Below are 18,477 nucleotides of genomic sequence, written 5' to 3' on the forward strand. Positions count from 1 at the left end.
TTCGCGTTTCCCGCACGCCACTGATATCCGGCCCCCGATCGCCAATTAAGATCAAAACCTTATGTTTATGCTCAGAAGGCGGCGTTCTGTCCGCCTTCCAGGTACAGGGAATCTACTTGAGTTAATTATTTGAGAGTAGGTCGATTACCATAACCGCAGACAACCCGCCCTGCAAACGCCAGGACGCCACGTCGCGCCCGATCCGGCAATAAAGGCACTGATGCGTGATTATTGCCTGCGAGGATTAAACTAATGCTTCGTCATAACCACAGAGGAAAATGCTGGTTTATAGATTATTTGCAGCGTGTTCTAAGAAATATGATTTTCATATTGCCTGACCACTCAGTCCACAATCTTTTGTGATAATTACTTTCTGGCGTGATTATCTATAAAACGACCTGATCACATCATATTCTTCTTAACAACAAGCCTAATCTTGTTTTATCAGTAATGCGCATTAGCAACTTAAAATTTTAATTATCAACAATTTAAAATAAATTCTATTTTCTAAACGATTTTTTAAGTGGATGGATTCACTTATTCTGTTGCTAATTAATGTCATTGCTCTGCGCAGCCGAAAAATCACAGCACATCGCCCTTCTGACTTCACAGAAATACCCTTGTACTTAAGGTTGACTTCACACGTCAATTCCAGTACCAATATGTGCAGCACTCAATTTACGAGGTTTGACTCATGTTTCATTCTTTCCGCCTACTCGGTCTACTACTAAACGCATCCAGTTTGCGCGGTAGACTAGTGGGCGGAATCAACAACTGATTCGAACCTGCAGAAGTTTAAGAAACCCGCGCCAATGCGCGGGTTTTTTTATGCTCGTAGCACCGGCAAAGTTAATGCATAAGGAAGATTACGATGAGCCAGCAAGTTATTATTTTCGATACCACTCTGCGTGATGGCGAACAGGCTTTACAGGCCAGCCTGAGTGTTAAAGAAAAACTGCAAATCGCTCTGGCGTTGGAACGAATGGGCGTGGATGTGATGGAAGTGGGCTTCCCCGTTTCCTCTCCAGGCGATTTTGAATCCGTACAAACCATCGCTCGTACCATTAAAAACAGCCGCGTCTGCGGACTGGCACGCTGCGTTGAGAAGGACATTGACGCCGCATACGAATCACTGCGTGTGGCTGAAGCGTTCCGTATTCACACCTTCATCGCGACTTCGCCGATGCACATCGCCACCAAACTGCGCAGCACGCTGCCAGAAGTGATTGAACGCGCAGTGCACATGATCAAACGCGCCCGCAACTACACCGACGACGTTGAGTTTTCCTGTGAAGATGGCGGGCGTACGCCAATCGACGATTTGTGCCGCATGGTTGAAGCCGCGATCAATGCCGGTGCAACCACCATCAACATTCCGGACACCGTCGGCTACACCTTGCCAGGCGAATACGCCAACATCATTGGCCAACTGGTGGCACGCGTTCCAAATATCGATAAAGCCATCTTGTCGGTTCACACCCACGACGATTTAGGTATGGCGACCGGCAACGCCATCGCTGCGGTATTGGCCGGTGCGCGTCAGGTTGAAGGTACGCTGAACGGTTTAGGCGAGCGCGCCGGTAACTGTGCGCTGGAAGAAGTGATTATGGCGATCAAAACCCGCCAGCAGATCATGAACGTCCACACCAACATCAATCATCAGGAAATCTACCGCACCAGCCAAACCGTGAGCCAAATCTGCAACATGCCGATTCCAGCCAACAAAGCGGTGGTCGGTTCTAACGCCTTCGCCCACTCTTCCGGTATTCACCAGGACGGCGTGCTGAAGAATCGCGAAAACTACGAAATTCTGACGCCAGAATCTATCGGCCTGCACAAAATCCAGCTGAACCTGACTTCCCGTTCTGGCCGCGCTGCGGTGAAACACCGCATGGAAGAGATGGGTTACAAAGAGTCCGATTACAACCTCGACACGTTGTACGACGCCTTCCTGAAGCTGGCCGACAAGAAAGGTCAGGTGTTCGATTACGACCTGGAAGCGTTGGCCTTCATCAACAAGCAGAACGAAGAGCCGGAATATTTCGAGCTCAACGAATTCAACGTGCAGACCGGCTCCAGCGTAACCGCAACGGCCTCCGTGCAGTTGGGCTGCGGTGAAGAGACCAAAGCCGACGCCGCAACCGGTAACGGTCCGGTTGATGCGGTCTATCAGGCAATCAACCGCATCACCGGCTTTGAAGCCGAGCTGATTAACTACAAGCTGACGGCGAAAGGCCACGGCGAGAACGCGCTGGGTCAGGTCGATATCGTGGTCAACTACAACGGTCGTAAATTCCACGGCGTTGGCCTGGCGACCGATATCGTCGAATCATCGGCGAAAGCGATGGTGAACGCGTTGAACAATATTTGGCGTGCTAAGCAGGTGGAAAAAGAACTGCAGCGTAAATTTAAAGATCAGAAGGAAACGGTGTAACTATGTCTAAGTCTTCTCATATCGCGGTATTGCCAGGCGACGGAATTGGTCCGGAAGTGATGGCGCAGGCCATGAAAGTTCTCGATGCAATTCGTACGCGTTTCGACATGCGTATCACCACCAGCGAATATGATGTTGGCGGTATCGCCATCGATCGTCATGGTGAACCGCTGCCACCGGCTACCGTTGCCGGCGCAGAGCAGGCAGATGCAATTCTGTTTGGCTCCGTAGGTGGCCCGAAATGGGAACATCTGCCACCTGCGCAGCAACCCGAGCGCGGTGCGCTGTTGCCGCTGCGTAAGCACTTCAAGCTGTTCAGCAACCTGCGCCCTGCGGCACTGTATAAAGGTCTGGAAGCGTTCTGCCCGCTGCGTAGCGATATCGCCGAACGCGGTTTCGACATCCTGTGCGTGCGTGAACTGACCGGCGGCATCTACTTCGGTCAGCCGAAAGGCCGCGAAGGCAGCGGCCCGCACGAGCGCGCTTTCGATACTGAGGTTTATCACCGTTTCGAAATCGAGCGCATCGCGCGTATCGCGTTTGAATCCGCGCGTAAGCGCCGCAACATCGTCACCTCAATCGATAAGGCCAACGTTTTGCAGACTTCCGTCATGTGGCGCGAAATTGTGAACGAAGTGGCAAAAGATTATCCGGATGTGCAGTTGAGCCACATGTACATCGATAACGCCACCATGCAGCTGATTAAAGATCCATCACAGTTTGACGTGCTGCTGTGTTCTAACCTGTTTGGCGACATCCTGTCAGATGAATGCGCGATGATTACCGGTTCAATGGGCTTGCTGCCTTCCGCCAGCCTGAATGAAGAAGGTTTTGGCCTGTTTGAGCCAGCGGGCGGTTCCGCACCGGATATCGCAGGTCAGAACATCGCTAACCCGATTGCGCAGATTCTGTCGCTGTCACTGCTGTTGCGTTACAGCCTGAATGCGGATGAAGCCGCCGCAAGCATTGAACGCGCCGTGAGCCGTGCGCTGGAAGCGGGTTATCGCACCCGTGATTTGGCCGGTGACGGCAAAGCCGTGAGCACAGATGAGATGGGCAGCATCATTGCCGGTTTCATCGCCGAGGAAAAATAATAAAATGAAAAGCTTATATCAGAAGTTATTTGATGCACATGTCGTTAACGAAACCCCGAACGAAACGCCGTTACTCTATATTGATCGCCATCTGATCCATGAAGTGACGTCGCCGCAGGCCTTTGATGGTCTGCGTGCGCACGGGCGCAAAGTGCGTCAGCCGTCGAAAACCTTCGCCACCATGGATCACAACGTTTCGACGCAGACCAAAGACATCAATGCGTCTGGCGAGATGGCGCGTATTCAGATGCAAGAGCTGATGAAAAACTGTGCTGAGTTCGGCATTCAGCTGTATGACCTGAATCACCCGTTCCAGGGCATCGTGCACGTCATTGGGCCAGAGCAAGGTATGACGTTGCCGGGCATGACCATCGTCTGCGGTGATTCCCACACCGCCACGCACGGCGCGTTCGGTTCGCTGGCATTCGGTATCGGTACTTCCGAAGTTGAGCACGTGTTTGCCACGCAAACCCTGAAACAGGGCCGCGCGAAGACCATGAAGATTGAAGTGCTGGGCGAAGCGGCGCCAGGCATTACCGCCAAAGACATTGTGTTGGCCATTATCGGTAAAACCGGCAGCGCTGGCGGTACCGGTCACGTTGTCGAATTCTGTGGCCCAGCGATCGAAGCGCTGAGCATGGAAGGCCGCATGACGCTGTGTAACATGGCGATTGAAATGGGCGCCAAAGCGGGCCTGGTCGCGCCGGACGACACCACTTTCAATTATCTGAAAGACAAGCAGTTCTCGCCGAAGGGCGAGCAGTGGGAACAAGCGGTCGCTTACTGGCGCACGCTGAAGTCTGACAGCGATGCCAAATTCGACAGCATCGTCACGCTGCACGCGGAAGATATCGCTCCGCAAGTGACCTGGGGCACCAATCCAGGCCAGGTAATGGCGGTAGATCAAGCGATCCCGAATCCACAATCCTTTGCCGATCCGGTTGAGCGCGCCTCAGCAGAGAAAGCGCTGGCTTACATGGATCTGCAGCCAGGCATCAAACTGACTGACGTGGCGATCGATAAAGTGTTTATCGGTTCCTGCACCAACTCACGTATTGAAGATTTGCGCGCCGCTGCTGCGATTGCCAAAGGCCGTAAAGTGGCGCCGGGCGTGGTGGCGATGGTGGTGCCAGGTTCGGGTCCGGTAAAAGCACAAGCCGAAGCCGAAGGTCTGGACAAAATCTTCCTCGAAGCCGGTTTTGAATGGCGTTTACCGGGTTGCTCCATGTGTCTGGCCATGAACAACGACCGCCTCAATCCAGGCGAACGTTGCGCATCAACCAGCAACCGTAACTTTGAAGGCCGTCAGGGCCGCGGTGGACGTACTCACCTGGTGAGCCCGGCGATGGCCGCTGCCGCTGCCGTAACCGGTCGCTTTGCCGACATTCGTGAATTGACTCAGGGAGCGTAAGCCATGGCGAACAAATTTACTCAACACACCGGCATTGTGGCGCCATTGGATGCGGCCAACGTCGATACTGATGCCATTATTCCAAAGCAGTTCCTGCAGAAAGTGACGCGCACCGGTTTTGGCGCGCATCTGTTCCACGACTGGCGTTTTGAAGATGATGCGGGCACCGTGCCAACCGCCAGCTTTGTCCTGAACAAACCGGAGTTCAAAGGCACCAGCATTTTGCTGGCGCGTGAGAACTTTGGCTGTGGTTCATCGCGTGAGCACGCGCCGTGGGCGCTGACCGACTTCGGCTTCCATGTGGTGATTGCGCCAAGCTTCGCCGACATTTTCTACGGCAACAGCTTTAACAACCAGCTGCTGCCGGTGAAGCTGAGCGATGAAGAAGTGGATGAGATGTTCAAACTGGTTGCCGCGCAGCCGGGCATCACCTTCACCGTGGATCTGGAAGCGCAAACTGTAACCGCAGGCGATAAGACTTATAGCTTCGAAATCGACAGCTTCCGCCGTCACTGCATGATCAACGGCCTCGACAGCATTGGCCTGACGCTGCAACACGAAGCGTCTATCTCCAGCTACGAGACCAATCAGCCCGCGTTCTTACGCTGAGGCAACAAGGGCGACATCCTGTCGCCCTTCTCTTTGCTAGCTATCAACCACATCCCGCACGCGCGACGCCAATCCCAACGCCAGCACCGCCAGCCCCAACGCCAGCCAGTAAACCGACTCATGACCAAAGCGTTCACTCATAGTGCCCTGAATGATGCCGGCGATAATCATGCCGGTGGAAATTGAGGTGGTGAACAGCGTCGTCGCCGCACCTGCGCGGCCCGGCATTAAATCCTGGAACCACAACATGCCAATCCCGGCGATGATGCCAACAAACGCGGCATTAAACAGTTGTAGTACCATCAACGCTGTCCGCGACTGGAACATCACCAATCCGAGATAAAACACCATTGCCGCCACCAGCGCCAGCAGCATCAGGTTGCGTTTGCCGGTGCGCCGCGCGTAATGGCCAGCCAGCAGCATGATCGGAATCTCCAGCCCGGCGGCGGTGCCCATCAGCAATCCCGCCAGCTTCTCCGGCAGGCCAAGCGTGGTACTGATATACAGCGGCATATCAATGATATACATGGTGTTGCACGCCCACATGGTGACGGAGGCGATAAACAGCAACCGCACCTGACTGTCTTTCCACGGGCTCAGCTGCGTCAGCACCTCTTCAGGCGAGACCACCACGCGCGGTACCGAGGGCAAGGTGCGCCAGATCAGCAGCATGCTTAGCAGGAAAATCCCCGCCGCCACGCAAAACAGCGTCACAAAACCGTAATTAAGCGCCAGCGCAAACGACAGCGGTGGCCCGATCACCCATGCCAACGACAGCTGCGCACGCATCACCGAGCTGAACATCACCACTTCACGCGCCGACTGATCGGCATATTCCCGCGCGAGGGCGAACACCTGCGGAATCGACACGCTGGCCAGCGCCGACAAAAACACGCCCAGCGTCACCAGCGTTAAATAGTGGCGATTGAAGGCAAACAGCAGCGCATTCAGCGTGGCCATCAGGCAGCAAAACAGAATCAGGTTGCGGCGATCGCCCTGATTATCGGAGCGTTTCGCCATCAGTAGGCTGACCACAATCCCCGCGATCGCATTGATGGTAAAGAACAAGCCGACCCAGAACGGACTTACCTGCACTTCGCGCGTCAGAAACAGGCTCAGCGTCGGCGCCTGCAGCGCACCGGCCACGCCGGTCATAAACGACACCGCCATAAACGAGAGGTAGACCGGATTGATGCGACGTTGACGCGTTAACAGCGATTTCATGCAGAAATCCCTTTGCGAATAAAAAAGGTAGAGAAATGAGGGTAGAAGATTCTACAGCAAAACGAAAAAAGCCAGCAGATAAAGCGCTGCTGGCGGTGAAAATGCACCCTACTCAGAAAGGGGTTCCACGTCGGCGGAACCGCTGGCAGAGCGCCATTCATTACTGAATGCCTCCCGCTCTTCCATTGCCGGGCAGTATGCCTCTAATATGAGGCAGGAAAAACTGAGCGATTCTGACAAGGAGTTCCCCTTTTATGTCCTCTTCACGTCTGCAGCAGCAATTTATCCGCCTATGGCAAAGCTGTCAGGGGCAGGATCAGGAAACCACGCTCAGCGAGCTGGCCGATCTGCTGCACTGCTCGCGTCGCCATATGCGTAACCTGCTCAACGCCATGCAAAGCGAAGGCTGGCTGATTTGGCAGGCAGAAGCGGGACGCGGCAAGCGCTCAATGCTGAGTTTTTGCTACACCGGCCTGGCGCTCCAGCAGCAGCGCGCCGAGGATCTGCTGGAACAAGATCGCATCGAACAGTTAGTGCAGCTGGTGGGCGATAAAAACCAGGTGCGCCAGATGATTGCGGCGCATTTAGGCCGCAGCTTCCGCCAGGGCAAACATATCCTGCGCGTGCTCTATTATCGCCCGCTGCCCAATTTGCTGCCCGGTTCGCCGCTGCGCCGCTCGGAAACCCATCTGGCACGACAAATTTTCAACGGCCTGATGCGCATAAATGAGGAAAAGGGGGAAATCGAACCCGATATCGCCCATCACTGGCAGCAAACCTCGCCGCTGCAGTGGCGTTTCTTCCTGCGCCCGGCGATTCGTTTTCATCATGGCCGTGAACTGGAAATGGCGGATGTGATTGCTTCGCTGGAGCGCGTGCGCAGCCAGCCGCTGTTTTCTCACATCAGTAAACTGGATTCGCCCGCGCCCTGGACGCTGGATATCCATCTGAGCCAGCCGGACGATTGGTTGCCGTGGCTGCTGGCCAGCGTCAGCGCGATGATCCTGCCGCGCGAATGGCCCACGTTACGCCAGTTTGCCCGCCAGCCGCTTGGCACCGGTCCGTACAGCGTGGTGCGCAATCAGCAAACGCAGCTGAAGATCGCCGCCTTTGATGATTACTTTGGCTATCGCGCGCTGATTGACGATGTGTCGATTTGGGTGCTGCCGGAGATCAGCGACGAGCTGGTGTATGCCGGAGTCAAGTTGCAGGGCGAAACCGCCGATGAAAAATCGGAAGAGAGTCGTCTGGAAGAAGGCTGCTACTTCCTGCTGTACGATCAGCGCTCCGAGTTGGGTCGCGATGCGCATTTCCGCCGCTGGGTAAGCTATCTGTTTAATCCCATCGCCTTACTGAATCATGCTGGCGTCGGCTATCAGCGTTACTGGTTCCCGGCTTATGGCTTGCTGCCGCGCTGGCACCATCGCCGCGATCTCACCTCCGCCGATAAACCGGCAGGCTTAACTCAGCTGACGCTGAGCTGGTACAGCCATCACGTTGAGCATGAAGGTATTGCTAACGCGCTGCGACCGCTGCTGGCGCAGCAAGGTGTTGAGCTAATTACTCGTGTCGTGAGCTACGAAGCGTGGTTCGAGGGCGAAGGTGAAAGTGATATCTGGCTTGGCAGCGTCAACTTTACCCTGCCGCTGGAGTACGCGCTGTTCGCGCAACTATTCGAGTTGCCGTTGATGCATCACTGCATCCCGATTGACTGGCAAGCCGATGCCGCGCGCTGGCGGCAGAAAGCGTTACCGCTGGCGGAATGGAGCAAACAGCTGATCGACCGCGACTATCTGCATCCGCTGTTCCATCACTGGCTGCTACTGGAAGGGCAACGCAGTATGCGCGGCGTGCGGCTGAATACGCTCGGCTGGTTTGACTTCAAATCAGCCTGGTTTGCACCACCGGAGCTGTGATCCTTTCGCGCTGTCATATAAATGTCTAGAATGAGCCGTTCTCAACGGGGTGCCTTGATATCAGGGCTGAGAGAAACCCGTCGAACCTGATCCGGCTAATACCGGCGTAGGGATTTGAGATGCCTCACGCCTCAGATCCTTTGCGACTCAACATCTCTTCTCCTCAAGGAGCGCAAAGTGTTAAACAAAGTTCTGCCTATGTTGCTGCTGGTTACGGCTCCGGCTTTCGCTGCTAAACCGGTTCTGACCGTCTACACCTACGATTCGTTCTCTGCCGATTGGGGCCCCGGTCCGGCGGTAAAAAAAGCCTTTGAAGCGCAGTGCGACTGCGAATTGAAGTATGTGGCGCTGGAAGATGGTGTATCGCTGCTCAATCGCGTGCGCATGGAAGGCAAAAACAGCAAAGCCGATGTAGTGCTGGGGCTGGATAACAATCTGGTGCAGGCAGCGGAGAAAACCGGCTTGTTTGCCAACAGCAGCGTCGATACCCGCAGCCTAAAACTGCCGGATGGCTGGAACAATCAAACCTTTATCCCGTTCGATTATGGCTACTTCGCTTTCGTCTACGATAAAAACAAACTGAAGAACCCGCCGAAAAGCCTGAAAGAGCTGGTCGAAAGCCCGGAAAAATGGCGCGTGATTTATGAAGATCCGCGTACCAGCACGCCGGGTCTTGGCCTGCTGCTGTGGATGCAAAAAGTGTATGGCGATAACGCAGCTGATGCGTGGCAGAAGCTGGCGCAAAAAACCGTTACCGTCACTAAAGGCTGGAGCGAAGCTTACGGCCTGTTCCTGAAAGGCGAAGGCGATCTGGTGTTGAGCTACACCACGTCTCCGGCTTATCACATTATCGAAGAGAAGAAAGAGAACTACGCCGCAGCCGAATTCAGTGAAGGCCACTATTTACAGGTGGAAGTCGCCGCGCAGCTCGCCAGCAGTAAACAGCCCAAGCTGGCGCAGCAGTTCATGCAGTTTATGGTTTCTCCGGCCTTCCAGCAGACCATTCCCACCGGCAACTGGATGTATCCGGTGATCAAAAGCGATCTGCCAGCCGGTTATCAAGCGCTGCAGGTGCCCGCGAAGGCGTTGCAATTCACGTCAGCCGAAGTCGCCGACCATCGCGCCGCGTGGATCAGCGCATGGCAACGCGCCGTTAGCCGTTAATGCCCGGCTGGTTGATTCCCGGTAGCGCCATCGCGCTGTTGCTGTGCGCGGTGGCGCTGCTGGCGTTTGGTGCATTGGTGGTGGTCGCTCCGGCCACCGACTGGCGCGCGCTACTCGACGACAGCTATTTGCATCATGTGCTGCTGTTCTCGTTTGAGCAGGCGCTGCTGTCGGCGCTGCTGTCGGTGTTGCCCGCGATCCTGCTGGCGCGCGCGCTCTACCGCCGCCGTTTTCCGGGACGCAATCTGTTGCTACGTCTGTGCGCCATGACGCTGGTGCTGCCGGTGCTGGTGGCGGTGTTTGGCTTGCTCAGCGTGTACGGTCGCAGCGGCTGGCTGGCACAACTGTGCGCGACCATCGGCTTTGACTACCACTTTTCGCCGTATGGCCTGCAGGGCATTCTGCTGGCGCACGTCTTCTTTAACCTGCCGCTGGCGACGCGCCTGCTGTTACAGGCATTGGAGAGCATTCCCGGCGAGCAGCGGCAAGTCGCCGCCCAGCTTGGCCTGCGCGGCTGGAATCTGTTTCGCCTGCTGGAGTGGCCGTGGCTGCGCCGTCAGATTCTGCCGACGGCGGCGCTGATCTTTATGCTCTGTTTCGCCAGCTTCGCCACGGTGCTGGCGCTGGGCGGCGGACCACAAGCGACCACGCTGGAACTGGCGATCTATCAGGCGCTAAATTTCGATTACGATCCGGGCCGCGCGGCGCTGCTGGCGCTGTTACAGCTCGCTTGCTGTTTGCTGCTGGTAATGCTGAGCCAGCGCTTTAGCAAAGCCATTCCCACCGGCAGCCAGAGCATTCGCGGCTGGCGCGATCCGCAGGATTCATGGCAGGCGCGCATCAGCGATACGTTGCTGATTGGCCTGGCGCTGCTGCTGCTGTTACCGCCGCTGGCGGCAGTAATCGTCGATGGTTTGCGCGGCGGCGTTGCCGGTGCGCTGCAACAAGCGGCGCTGTGGCAAGCCACCTTTACCTCGCTGCGTATTGCCGTGGGCGCCGGCGTGCTCTGCGTGGTGCTGACCATGATGCTGCTGTGGAGCAGCCGCGAACTGCGGCAGCGCCAGAACAGAGTCGCCGCGCAGGCGATGGAGATGAGCGGCATGCTGATTCTGGCGATGCCGGGCATTGTACTGGCGAGCGGTTTCTTTCTGCTGTTCAACGCCACCGTGGGGTTGCCGCAGCGCGCCGATGGTTTGGTGATCTTTACTAACGCCCTGATCGCCATTCCTTATGCGATGAAAGTGCTGGAGAATCCGATGCGCGATATCAGCGCCCGTTACAGCCAGCTCTGCGCTTCACTCGGCATCTCCGGTTTCAACCGCTTGCGGCTGATTGAGCTGCGCGCGCTGAAACGCCCGATTGCTCAGGCGCTGGCGTTTGCCTGCGTGCTGTCGATTGGCGATTTCGGCGTGGTCGCGCTGTTTGGCAGCGCCGATTTCCGCACGCTGCCCTTCTATCTGTTCCAACAGATTGGCGCCTATCGCGGTGCGGACGGTGCCGTCACCGCACTCCTGCTGCTGCTGCTCTGCTTACTACTTTTTACTCTGATGGAAAAATTACCGGGTCGCCATGCTGACACTGAATAACCTTACTTACCTTTATCAGCATCTGCCGATGCGCTTCAGTTTTGCGGCGCAGGCGGGTGAACGTCTGGCGATCCTCGGTCCGAGCGGCGCGGGGAAAAGTACTTTACTGAGTCTGATTGGCGGCTTTTTGCCGATCAATCAAGGCGCGCTGGTGATGAACGGCGTAGATCATACCCACAGCGTGCCGTCGGCGCGCCCGGTTTCTATGCTGTTCCAGGAGAACAATCTGTTTCCGCATCTCACGGTGCAGCAAAACATGGCGTTGGGCTTACATCCGGGCCTGAAATTGACGCGCGAACAGCAGCAGCAAGTGGTGGATATCGCCGAGCAAACCGGCTTGCAGGCGATGCTCACGCGTTTGCCTGGTCAGCTTTCCGGTGGACAGCGTCAGCGCGTGGCATTGGCGCGCTGCCTGCTGCGCAATCAACCGATTTTGCTGCTGGATGAACCCTTCTCAGCGCTGGATCCGGCGCTGCGCAACGAGATGCTGCAGCTGGTACGTTCGGTATGCGAAAACCGCAACATCACCTTGTTGATGGTGTCGCACAGCCTGGAAGATGCTCAGCAGATTGCGCCGCGCAGTTTGGTGATTGTCGACGGGCGCATCTATTGGGATGGCAGTACAGAGAGTTTGGTGCGCGGTGAAAGTGCCGCGGCCGCCATCCTTGGCGTGACAGCGCGTTAAGCGAAGAAAACTTTCCACAGCAGGTGGCGGAAGATTGGCATCATCGGATGGAACTGGATTGCGATAAACGCGCCCAGGCCAATCGCCGCCATCAGCGGTGCCAGCCAGCGCAGACGCGATGCAGGCAGATACTTAGTCGCCCAATCCACCGTTTTACCGCTGCGCGACCAGCGCCACAGCAACCAGCCACCGACCCACAGCAGCAGCGCCACCAGCAACAGCAGCCATTTAAAACTGCCGCCCTGCGCGGCCTGCGGTACATCAATCGCCACGCCCGCCAGAATGCCCGGCATCAAATACGCGGGCGGCCAGAGGATGCAGCCAATCAGGTTAGGCGGCAGGAATTTGCGCACCGGCAACTCCAGCATGCCCGCTGCCAGCGGAATCAGCGGACGCGTCGGGCCGACAAATCGCCCCACCAGAATGGTGAACATGCTGTGTTGATGCAGCGCATGCTCGGTTTTATCCAGCAAACCCTTGTACTTTTTCAGATATTTCCAGCGATGCAGCGGCCCCTGAAACTTCCAGCCGATGCCGTAGGAAACCCAATCGCCGATTAAACAACCAACGAATCCGGCCGCCCACGCAGGGTAAAGACCAATTTGTCCGCTTCCTACCAGCGCCCCAAGGCTGGCCATTAATACCGTGCCCGGCAACAGCAATCCCACGAAGGCCAGCGACTCAAGAAAGGTCACCAGCGCCACAGCGATCAGCGCGTACTCCAGCGATTGCGAAAACAGGTGTTGAATCCAGGCTTCCATAAATATCCTCTGCGGAATATAGAGGCTGGATTGTCCAGAGCATGCAGGTAGCCGTCAAGGCAAGAATTGTAGAACGATGTTGACAAAGTGGTGACAATTTCGCCTGCAGGACACTGTATAAACATCCATGTTATACTCAATGCAATTCATTCTCTGGAGTTCACGTGACCGATCCGCGCGCAGGTTTTCTGCTTACCCGACATTGGCGAGATACGCCGACCGGCAGCGAAGTGGTGCTGTGGCTGGCCACCGACAGCGGCCCGCAGCGGCTGGTGTTGCCTGCCCAGGAATCCGTGGCGTTTGTGCCCGAGGAGTTTCGCACGCCAACCGAAGCGCTGATCCGCGACGAACGTCATACGCGCCTGCAAACGCTGGAGCTGAAGGATTTTCGCCGCCGCCCGGTGTTTGGCCTCTATTGCCGCAGCAATCGCCAGCTGCAAAATCTGGAAAAGCGCCTGCGTGAAAACGGCATACCGGTGTATGAAGCGGATATTCGTCCACCCGAACGCTATTTGATGGAGCGCTTTATCACCGCGCCGGTGTGGTTTAGCGGTGAAACACGCGGTGACAGCGTGGTCAACGCGCGCCTGAAGCCGCATCCTGATTACCGTCCGCAGCTGAAATGGGTATCGCTGGATATCGAAACCACGCAGCACGGTGAGCTCTACTGCATCGGGCTGGAAGGCTGCGGTCAGCGCCAGGTTTACATGCTCGGTCCGCCCAACGGCGATGCCAGCACGCTCGATTTTGAACTGATCTATGTTGATAGCCGCCCGCAGCTGCTTGAGCAGCTCAACGCATGGTTCGAGCGGCATGAACCGGATGTGATTATTGGCTGGAATGTAGTGCAGTTCGATCTGCGCGTACTGCAGAAACACGCCGATCGCTACGGCATTCCGCTGCGTTTAGGCCGTCAGAAGCAGGCGCTGGAGTGGCGCGAGCACGGCTTCAAACCTGGTGTGTTCTTCGCGCAGGCAACGGGCCGCTTAATTATTGATGGTATCGACGCGCTCAAATCCGCGTTTTGGGATTTCCCGTCGTTCAGCCTCGAAGCGGTCTCGCGCCAGCTGCTCGGTGAAGGCAAGGCCATCAATAATCCGTGGGATCGCATGGAAGAGATCAACTGGCGCTTTGCCAACGATAAGCCAGCGCTGGCGAAATATAATCTTAAGGATTGTGAGCTGGTGACGCGCATTTTCCAGCACACCGCCATCATGCCGTTCCTGCTGGAACGCGCCACGGTAAATGGTTTAGCGGTGGATCGTCACGGCGGTTCGGTGGCGGCCTTTGGTCATCTCTATATCCCGCGCATGCACCGCGCCGGTTTCGTGGCGCCGAATCTCGGCGAAGTGGCGCCGGAAGCCAGCCCCGGCGGCTACGTGATGGATTCGCGGCCCGGCTTGTACGATTCAGTGCTGGTGCTGGATTACAAAAGCCTCTATCCCTCAATTATTCGCACCTTCCTTATCGATCCGGTGGGTTTGGTGGAAGGCCTGGCGCACCCGGATGACGCCGATTCCGTGCCCGGCTTCCGCAATGCGCGCTTTTCCCGTGAAACCCACTGTTTACCGGCGATTGTCGAGCAGATTTGGCAAGGGCGTGAAGCCGCCAAGCGCGACAGCAACAAACCGCTGTCGCAGGCGCTGAAAATCATCATGAATGCTTTTTATGGCGTGCTCGGCACCAGCGCCTGCCGCTTCTTCGATCCGCGCCTCGCGTCATCCATCACCCTGCGCGGCCACGCCATCATGCAGCAAACGCGCGAGCTGATTGAAGCGGAAGGCTTTGATGTGATTTACGGCGATACCGATTCCACCTTCGTCTGGCTGAAAGGCGCGCACAGTGAAGCGGAGGCGACGGCGATTGGTCGTCATCTCGCTGAACAGGTTAACGGCTGGTGGCGGCAGCATCTGCAATCGACCTATGGGCTGGAGAGCGCGCTGGAGCTGGAGTATGAAACGCACTTCAGCCGTTTCCTGATGCCCACCATTCGCGGCGCCGAACAGGGCAGCAAAAAGCGCTATGCCGGCATGATTCTCAGCGAGGGCGGCGAGCGGCTGGTGTTTAAAGGCCTCGAATCAGTGCGCACCGACTGGACGCCGCTGGCGCAGCAGTTCCAGCAAAATCTGTATGGCCGTATTTTCCGTGGCGAGCCGTGGCAGGATTACATACGCGAAACGGTGGCGCAGCTGCTGAACGGTGAACTCGACGATCAGCTGGTGTATAAAAAACGCCTGCGGCGCGCGCTGAAGGATTACGAGCGCAATGTGCCGCCACATGTGCGCGCTGCGCGTCTCGCCGATGAGCAAAACCGCAAGCTGCAGCGCCCGCTGCAGTATCAAAACGGTGGTTCGATCCGCTACGTGATGGCCACGGCCGGACCGGAACCGCTTGAGGCGCGCAATACGCCCCTCGACTACGATCATTACGTCACCAAACAGCTGCAACCGGTGGCTGACGGCATTTTGCCGTTCGTCGGTGACGACTTTGCTACACTCATTACTGGGCAGCTGGGGCTTTTTTGACAGGTGACGAATGCCTTGCCATCCAGTACCATAGCGCCCTTCCTGATTCTCACCGCACTCACAATCTGACCAAACACCCGTTTGGCGGTTGGGTATTGCCTGAGTACAGGTGAACTTCTTTATGGCATGTCAGAGAGTCGAGCAAAAAATATATGGTTTTTACACTGGGTCAGCGCTGGATTAGTGATACGGAAAGTGAACTGGGATTGGGCACGGTGGTCGCGCTCGATACGCGCATGATCACCATGCTTTTTCCGGCAACCGGCGAAAACCGCCTGTATGCCCGAAACGATTCTCCGGTCACTCGTGTGATTTTCAATCCGGGTGACACCATCACCAGCCACGAAGGCTGGCAGATGACCGTCGATGAAGTCCGCAACGAAAACGATTTAATGACTTACATCGGCACACGTCTCGACACCGAAGAAGCGGGCGTCGTCATGCGCGAAGTGATGCTGGACAGCAAACTGGTGTTCAGCAAGCCGCAGGATCGCCTGTTCGCCGGTCAGCTCGACCGCATGGACCGCTTTGCGCTGCGTTTCCGCGCACGCAAATACCACAGCGAGCAATACCGCCTGCCGATCAGCGGCCTGCGCGGGATGCGCACCAATTTGATTCCGCATCAGCTGCACATCGCTCACGATGTCGGCCGTCGCCACGCGCCGCGCGTGCTGCTGGCAGATGAAGTGGGCTTGGGTAAAACCATTGAAGCCGGGATGATCATCCAGCAACAGCTGCTGGCCGGTCGTGCCGAGCGCGTGCTGATTGTGGTGCCGGAAACGCTGCAACATCAGTGGCTGGTGGAAATGCTGCGTCGCTTTAACCTGCGCTTTGCGCTGTTTGATGACGATCGCTACACCGAAGCGCAGCACGACAGCGACAATGCCTTTGAAACCGAGCAGCTGATTATCTGTTCGCTCGATTTTGTGCGCCGTAACAAGCAGCGTCTTGAGCTGCTGGCCGATGCCGAGTGGGATCTGCTGGTGGTTGATGAAGCGCACCATCTGGCATGGAGCGAAGACGCACCGAGCCGCGAATATCAGGTTATTGAGCAGCTGGCAGAGAAAACCGCTGGCGTACTGCTGCTGACTGCCACGCCAGAACAGCTGGGCTTAGAGAGCCACTTTGCACGTCTGCGCCTGCTCGACCCGAATCGTTTCCACGATTTCGGCCAGTTTGTCGAAGAGCAGCAGCATTATCGTCCGGTGGCCGATGCGGTGAGCTCGCTGCTGGCCGACCACGCCATCAGCAAAGATGAGATGAACCTGATTAACGATCTGATCGGTGAACAGGATATCGAGCCGCTGCTGCAAGTGGCGAACAGCGATCGCGATGGCAAAGAAGACGCGCGTAAAGAGCTGGTTTCGATGCTGATGGATCGCCACGGCACCAGCCGCGTGCTGTTCCGTAACACCCGTAACGGCGTGAAAGGATTCCCGAAACGCGAGCTGCACCAGATTCGTCTGCCGCTGCCAGCGCAGTATCAAACCGCGATAAAAGTCTCCGGCATCATGGGCACGCGCAAAAGCGCAGAAGAGCGCGCGCGTGACATGCTGTATCCCGAGCAGATTTATCAGGAATTTGAAGGCGATAGCGGCACATGGTGGAACTTCGATCCGCGCGTTGAGTGGCTGATGGGTTACCTCACCAGCAACCGCAAAGAGAAAGTGCTGGTGATCTGCGCCAAAGCCGCCACCGCGCTGCAGCTGGAGCAGGTGCTGCGTGAGCGCGAAGGCATCCGTGCCGCCGTATTCCACGAAGGCTTGTCGATTATCGAACGCGACCGCGCAGCGGCCTTCTTCGCCTCCGAAGAGGATGGCGCGCAGGTGTTGCTGTGTTCCGAAATCGGTTCTGAAGGCCGTAACTTCCAGTTCGCCAGCCGTTTGGTGATGTTCGATCTGCCGTTTAACCCGGATCTGCTGGAGCAGCGTATCGGTCGTCTCGATCGTATCGGCCAGATGCATGACATCCAGATTCTGGTGCCGTGGCTGGAAAAAACCGCGCAGGCGGTGCTGCTGCGCTGGTATCACGAAGGGTTGGATGCGTTTGAACACACCTGCCCGACTGGCCGCGCCATTTATGACAATGAGTACAATCAGCTAATTGAATATCTTGCCGCGCCGGAAAATCCGCAGGGACTCGATGAGTTCATCAGCGCAAGCCGCAAGCAGCACGATGCGCTGAAATCACAGCTGGAACAGGGACGCGATCGCTTGCTGGAACTGAACTCCAACGGCGGTGAAGCCGCTCAGGAGCTGGCAAATGCCATCGGCGAGCAGGACAACGATACCGATCTGGTTAACTTTGCGCTGAACCTGTTCGATATCGTCGGCATCAATCAGGAAGACCGCAGCGACAGCCTGATTGTGCTGACGCCGTCCGATCACATGCTGGTGCCTGATTTCCCTGGCCTGCCGGAAGAGGGTTGCACCGTGACCTTTAACCGCAACCAGGCGCTGTCGCGCGAAGATACCCAGTTTATTACCTGGGAACATCCGCTGATCCTCAATGGCCTCGACCTGATCCTTTCGGGCGATACCGGTAGCTGTGCGCTGTCACTGCTGAAGAACAAGGCGCTGCCGGTCGGGACGCTGCTGGTCGAGATGATCTATGTGGTTGAAGCGCAAGCGCCAAAAAGTCTGCAGCTCACCCGCTTCCTGCCGCCAACGCCGGTGCGTTTGCTGATGGATCGCGCCGGGAACAATCTGGCGGGCAAAGTAGAGTTTGAAAGCTTTAACCGTCAGCTGAATGCGGTGAATCGCCATACCGGCAGCAAGCTGGTGAATGCGGTGCAGCAAGACGTGCACGAGATTCTGACCCAGGCCGAAAAAGCGATCGTTCCGGAAGCGCAGGCGATTATCGCGGCAGCGAAAGTGGAAGCCGAAGAGAAACTCGGTGCTGAGCTGTCACGTCTCGAAGCGCTGCGCGCGGTCAACCCCAACATCCGTGATGATGAGGTTGAAGCGCTGGAGAGCAATCGCGAACAGGTATTGGAAAGCCTGGGCGATGCAGGCTGGCGTCTCGATGCGCTGCGTCTGATCGTTGTCACGCACCAATAATGTTCAGGA

The 18,477-nt window shown here is 56.7% G+C and carries 13 protein-coding genes and 1 riboswitch; of the genes, 11 read left to right on the forward strand and 2 right to left on the reverse strand.

Annotation, left to right across the window (positions count from 1 at the left end; all coding sequences use genetic code 11):
- Positions 1 to 694 precede the first annotated feature (694 nt).
- The 5 genes from leuL (at position 695) to leuD (ending at position 5,548) form a co-directional block, all read left to right on the forward strand.
- Positions 695 to 778, forward strand: coding sequence for a leu operon leader peptide (gene leuL / locus ACVLVH_RS12465; protein WP_099686952.1), 84 nt, complete (start codon positions 695 to 697; stop codon positions 776 to 778).
- 93 nt (positions 779 to 871) lie between these two features.
- Entirely contained in the window at positions 872 to 2,434 is a 1,563-nt protein-coding gene (gene leuA / locus ACVLVH_RS12470) for a 2-isopropylmalate synthase (RefSeq protein WP_101762123.1), read from the forward strand.
- Between the two features lie 2 nt (positions 2,435 to 2,436).
- A complete protein-coding gene (gene leuB / locus ACVLVH_RS12475; RefSeq protein ID WP_008108624.1) occupies positions 2,437 to 3,528 on the forward strand; it encodes a 3-isopropylmalate dehydrogenase in 1,092 nt (363 codons plus the stop codon).
- Positions 3,529 to 3,532: 4 nt separating this feature from the next.
- Complete coding sequence (leuC, locus tag ACVLVH_RS12480; RefSeq protein WP_101762125.1) at positions 3,533 to 4,939, forward strand: 3-isopropylmalate dehydratase large subunit; 1,407 nt, start codon at positions 3,533 to 3,535, stop codon at positions 4,937 to 4,939.
- A 3-nt stretch (positions 4,940 to 4,942) separates the two neighbouring features.
- Complete coding sequence (leuD, locus tag ACVLVH_RS12485) at positions 4,943 to 5,548, forward strand: 3-isopropylmalate dehydratase small subunit (RefSeq protein WP_101762126.1); 606 nt, start codon at positions 4,943 to 4,945, stop codon at positions 5,546 to 5,548.
- Between the two features lie 36 nt (positions 5,549 to 5,584).
- On the opposite strand, the gene ACVLVH_RS12490 is transcribed toward leuD, so the two are convergent.
- On the reverse strand, positions 5,585 to 6,772 hold the full coding sequence (locus ACVLVH_RS12490) for an MFS transporter (protein WP_312463741.1): 1,188 nt from the start codon (positions 6,770 to 6,772) through the stop codon (positions 5,585 to 5,587).
- Positions 6,773 to 7,026: 254 nt separating this feature from the next.
- Between ACVLVH_RS12490 and sgrR the strand changes: the two genes are divergently transcribed.
- The 4 genes from sgrR (at position 7,027) to thiQ (ending at position 12,123) form a co-directional block, all read left to right on the forward strand.
- The gene (gene sgrR / locus ACVLVH_RS12495) at positions 7,027 to 8,688 is read left to right on the forward strand and encodes an HTH-type transcriptional regulator SgrR (protein ID WP_137385147.1); all 1,662 of its coding nucleotides are present in this window, start codon (positions 7,027 to 7,029) and stop codon (positions 8,686 to 8,688) included.
- A 35-nt stretch (positions 8,689 to 8,723) separates the two neighbouring features.
- A riboswitch (TPP riboswitch) is annotated at positions 8,724 to 8,819 on the forward strand.
- 46 nt (positions 8,820 to 8,865) lie between these two features.
- Positions 8,866 to 9,852, forward strand: coding sequence for a thiamine ABC transporter substrate binding subunit (gene thiB, locus ACVLVH_RS12500; RefSeq protein WP_192235735.1), 987 nt, complete (start codon positions 8,866 to 8,868; stop codon positions 9,850 to 9,852).
- Positions 9,852 to 11,438 (forward strand): thiamine/thiamine pyrophosphate ABC transporter permease ThiP, encoded by a 1,587-nt coding sequence (thiP, locus tag ACVLVH_RS12505; protein ID WP_192412404.1) that lies wholly within the window; start codon positions 9,852 to 9,854, stop codon positions 11,436 to 11,438. The genes thiB and thiP overlap by 1 nt, the downstream gene beginning before the upstream one ends.
- Complete coding sequence (gene thiQ / locus ACVLVH_RS12510) at positions 11,422 to 12,123, forward strand: thiamine ABC transporter ATP-binding protein ThiQ (RefSeq protein ID WP_101762131.1); 702 nt, start codon at positions 11,422 to 11,424, stop codon at positions 12,121 to 12,123. Before thiP ends, thiQ begins: the two co-directional genes overlap by 17 nt.
- Here the strand turns inward: thiQ and ACVLVH_RS12515 are convergent.
- The gene (locus ACVLVH_RS12515) at positions 12,120 to 12,884 is read right to left on the reverse strand and encodes a DedA family protein (RefSeq protein WP_277974511.1); all 765 of its coding nucleotides are present in this window, start codon (positions 12,882 to 12,884) and stop codon (positions 12,120 to 12,122) included. The genes thiQ and ACVLVH_RS12515 overlap by 4 nt on opposite strands.
- A gap of 164 nt (positions 12,885 to 13,048) precedes the next feature.
- On the opposite strand from ACVLVH_RS12515, the gene polB reads away from it, so the two are divergent.
- Both polB and rapA read left to right on the forward strand, forming a co-directional pair.
- Positions 13,049 to 15,409 carry a DNA polymerase II gene (gene polB, locus ACVLVH_RS12520; RefSeq protein ID WP_192412408.1) on the forward strand — a complete coding sequence of 787 codons (2,361 nt, stop codon included), beginning with the start codon at positions 13,049 to 13,051 and terminating at the stop codon, positions 15,407 to 15,409.
- 152 nt (positions 15,410 to 15,561) lie between these two features.
- Positions 15,562 to 18,468 (forward strand): RNA polymerase-associated protein RapA, encoded by a 2,907-nt coding sequence (gene rapA, locus ACVLVH_RS12525; RefSeq protein WP_101762134.1) that lies wholly within the window; start codon positions 15,562 to 15,564, stop codon positions 18,466 to 18,468.
- The last annotated feature ends 9 nt before the right edge of the window (positions 18,469 to 18,477 follow it).

It is taken from the genome of Kluyvera sp. 1366 (assembly GCF_054823405.1).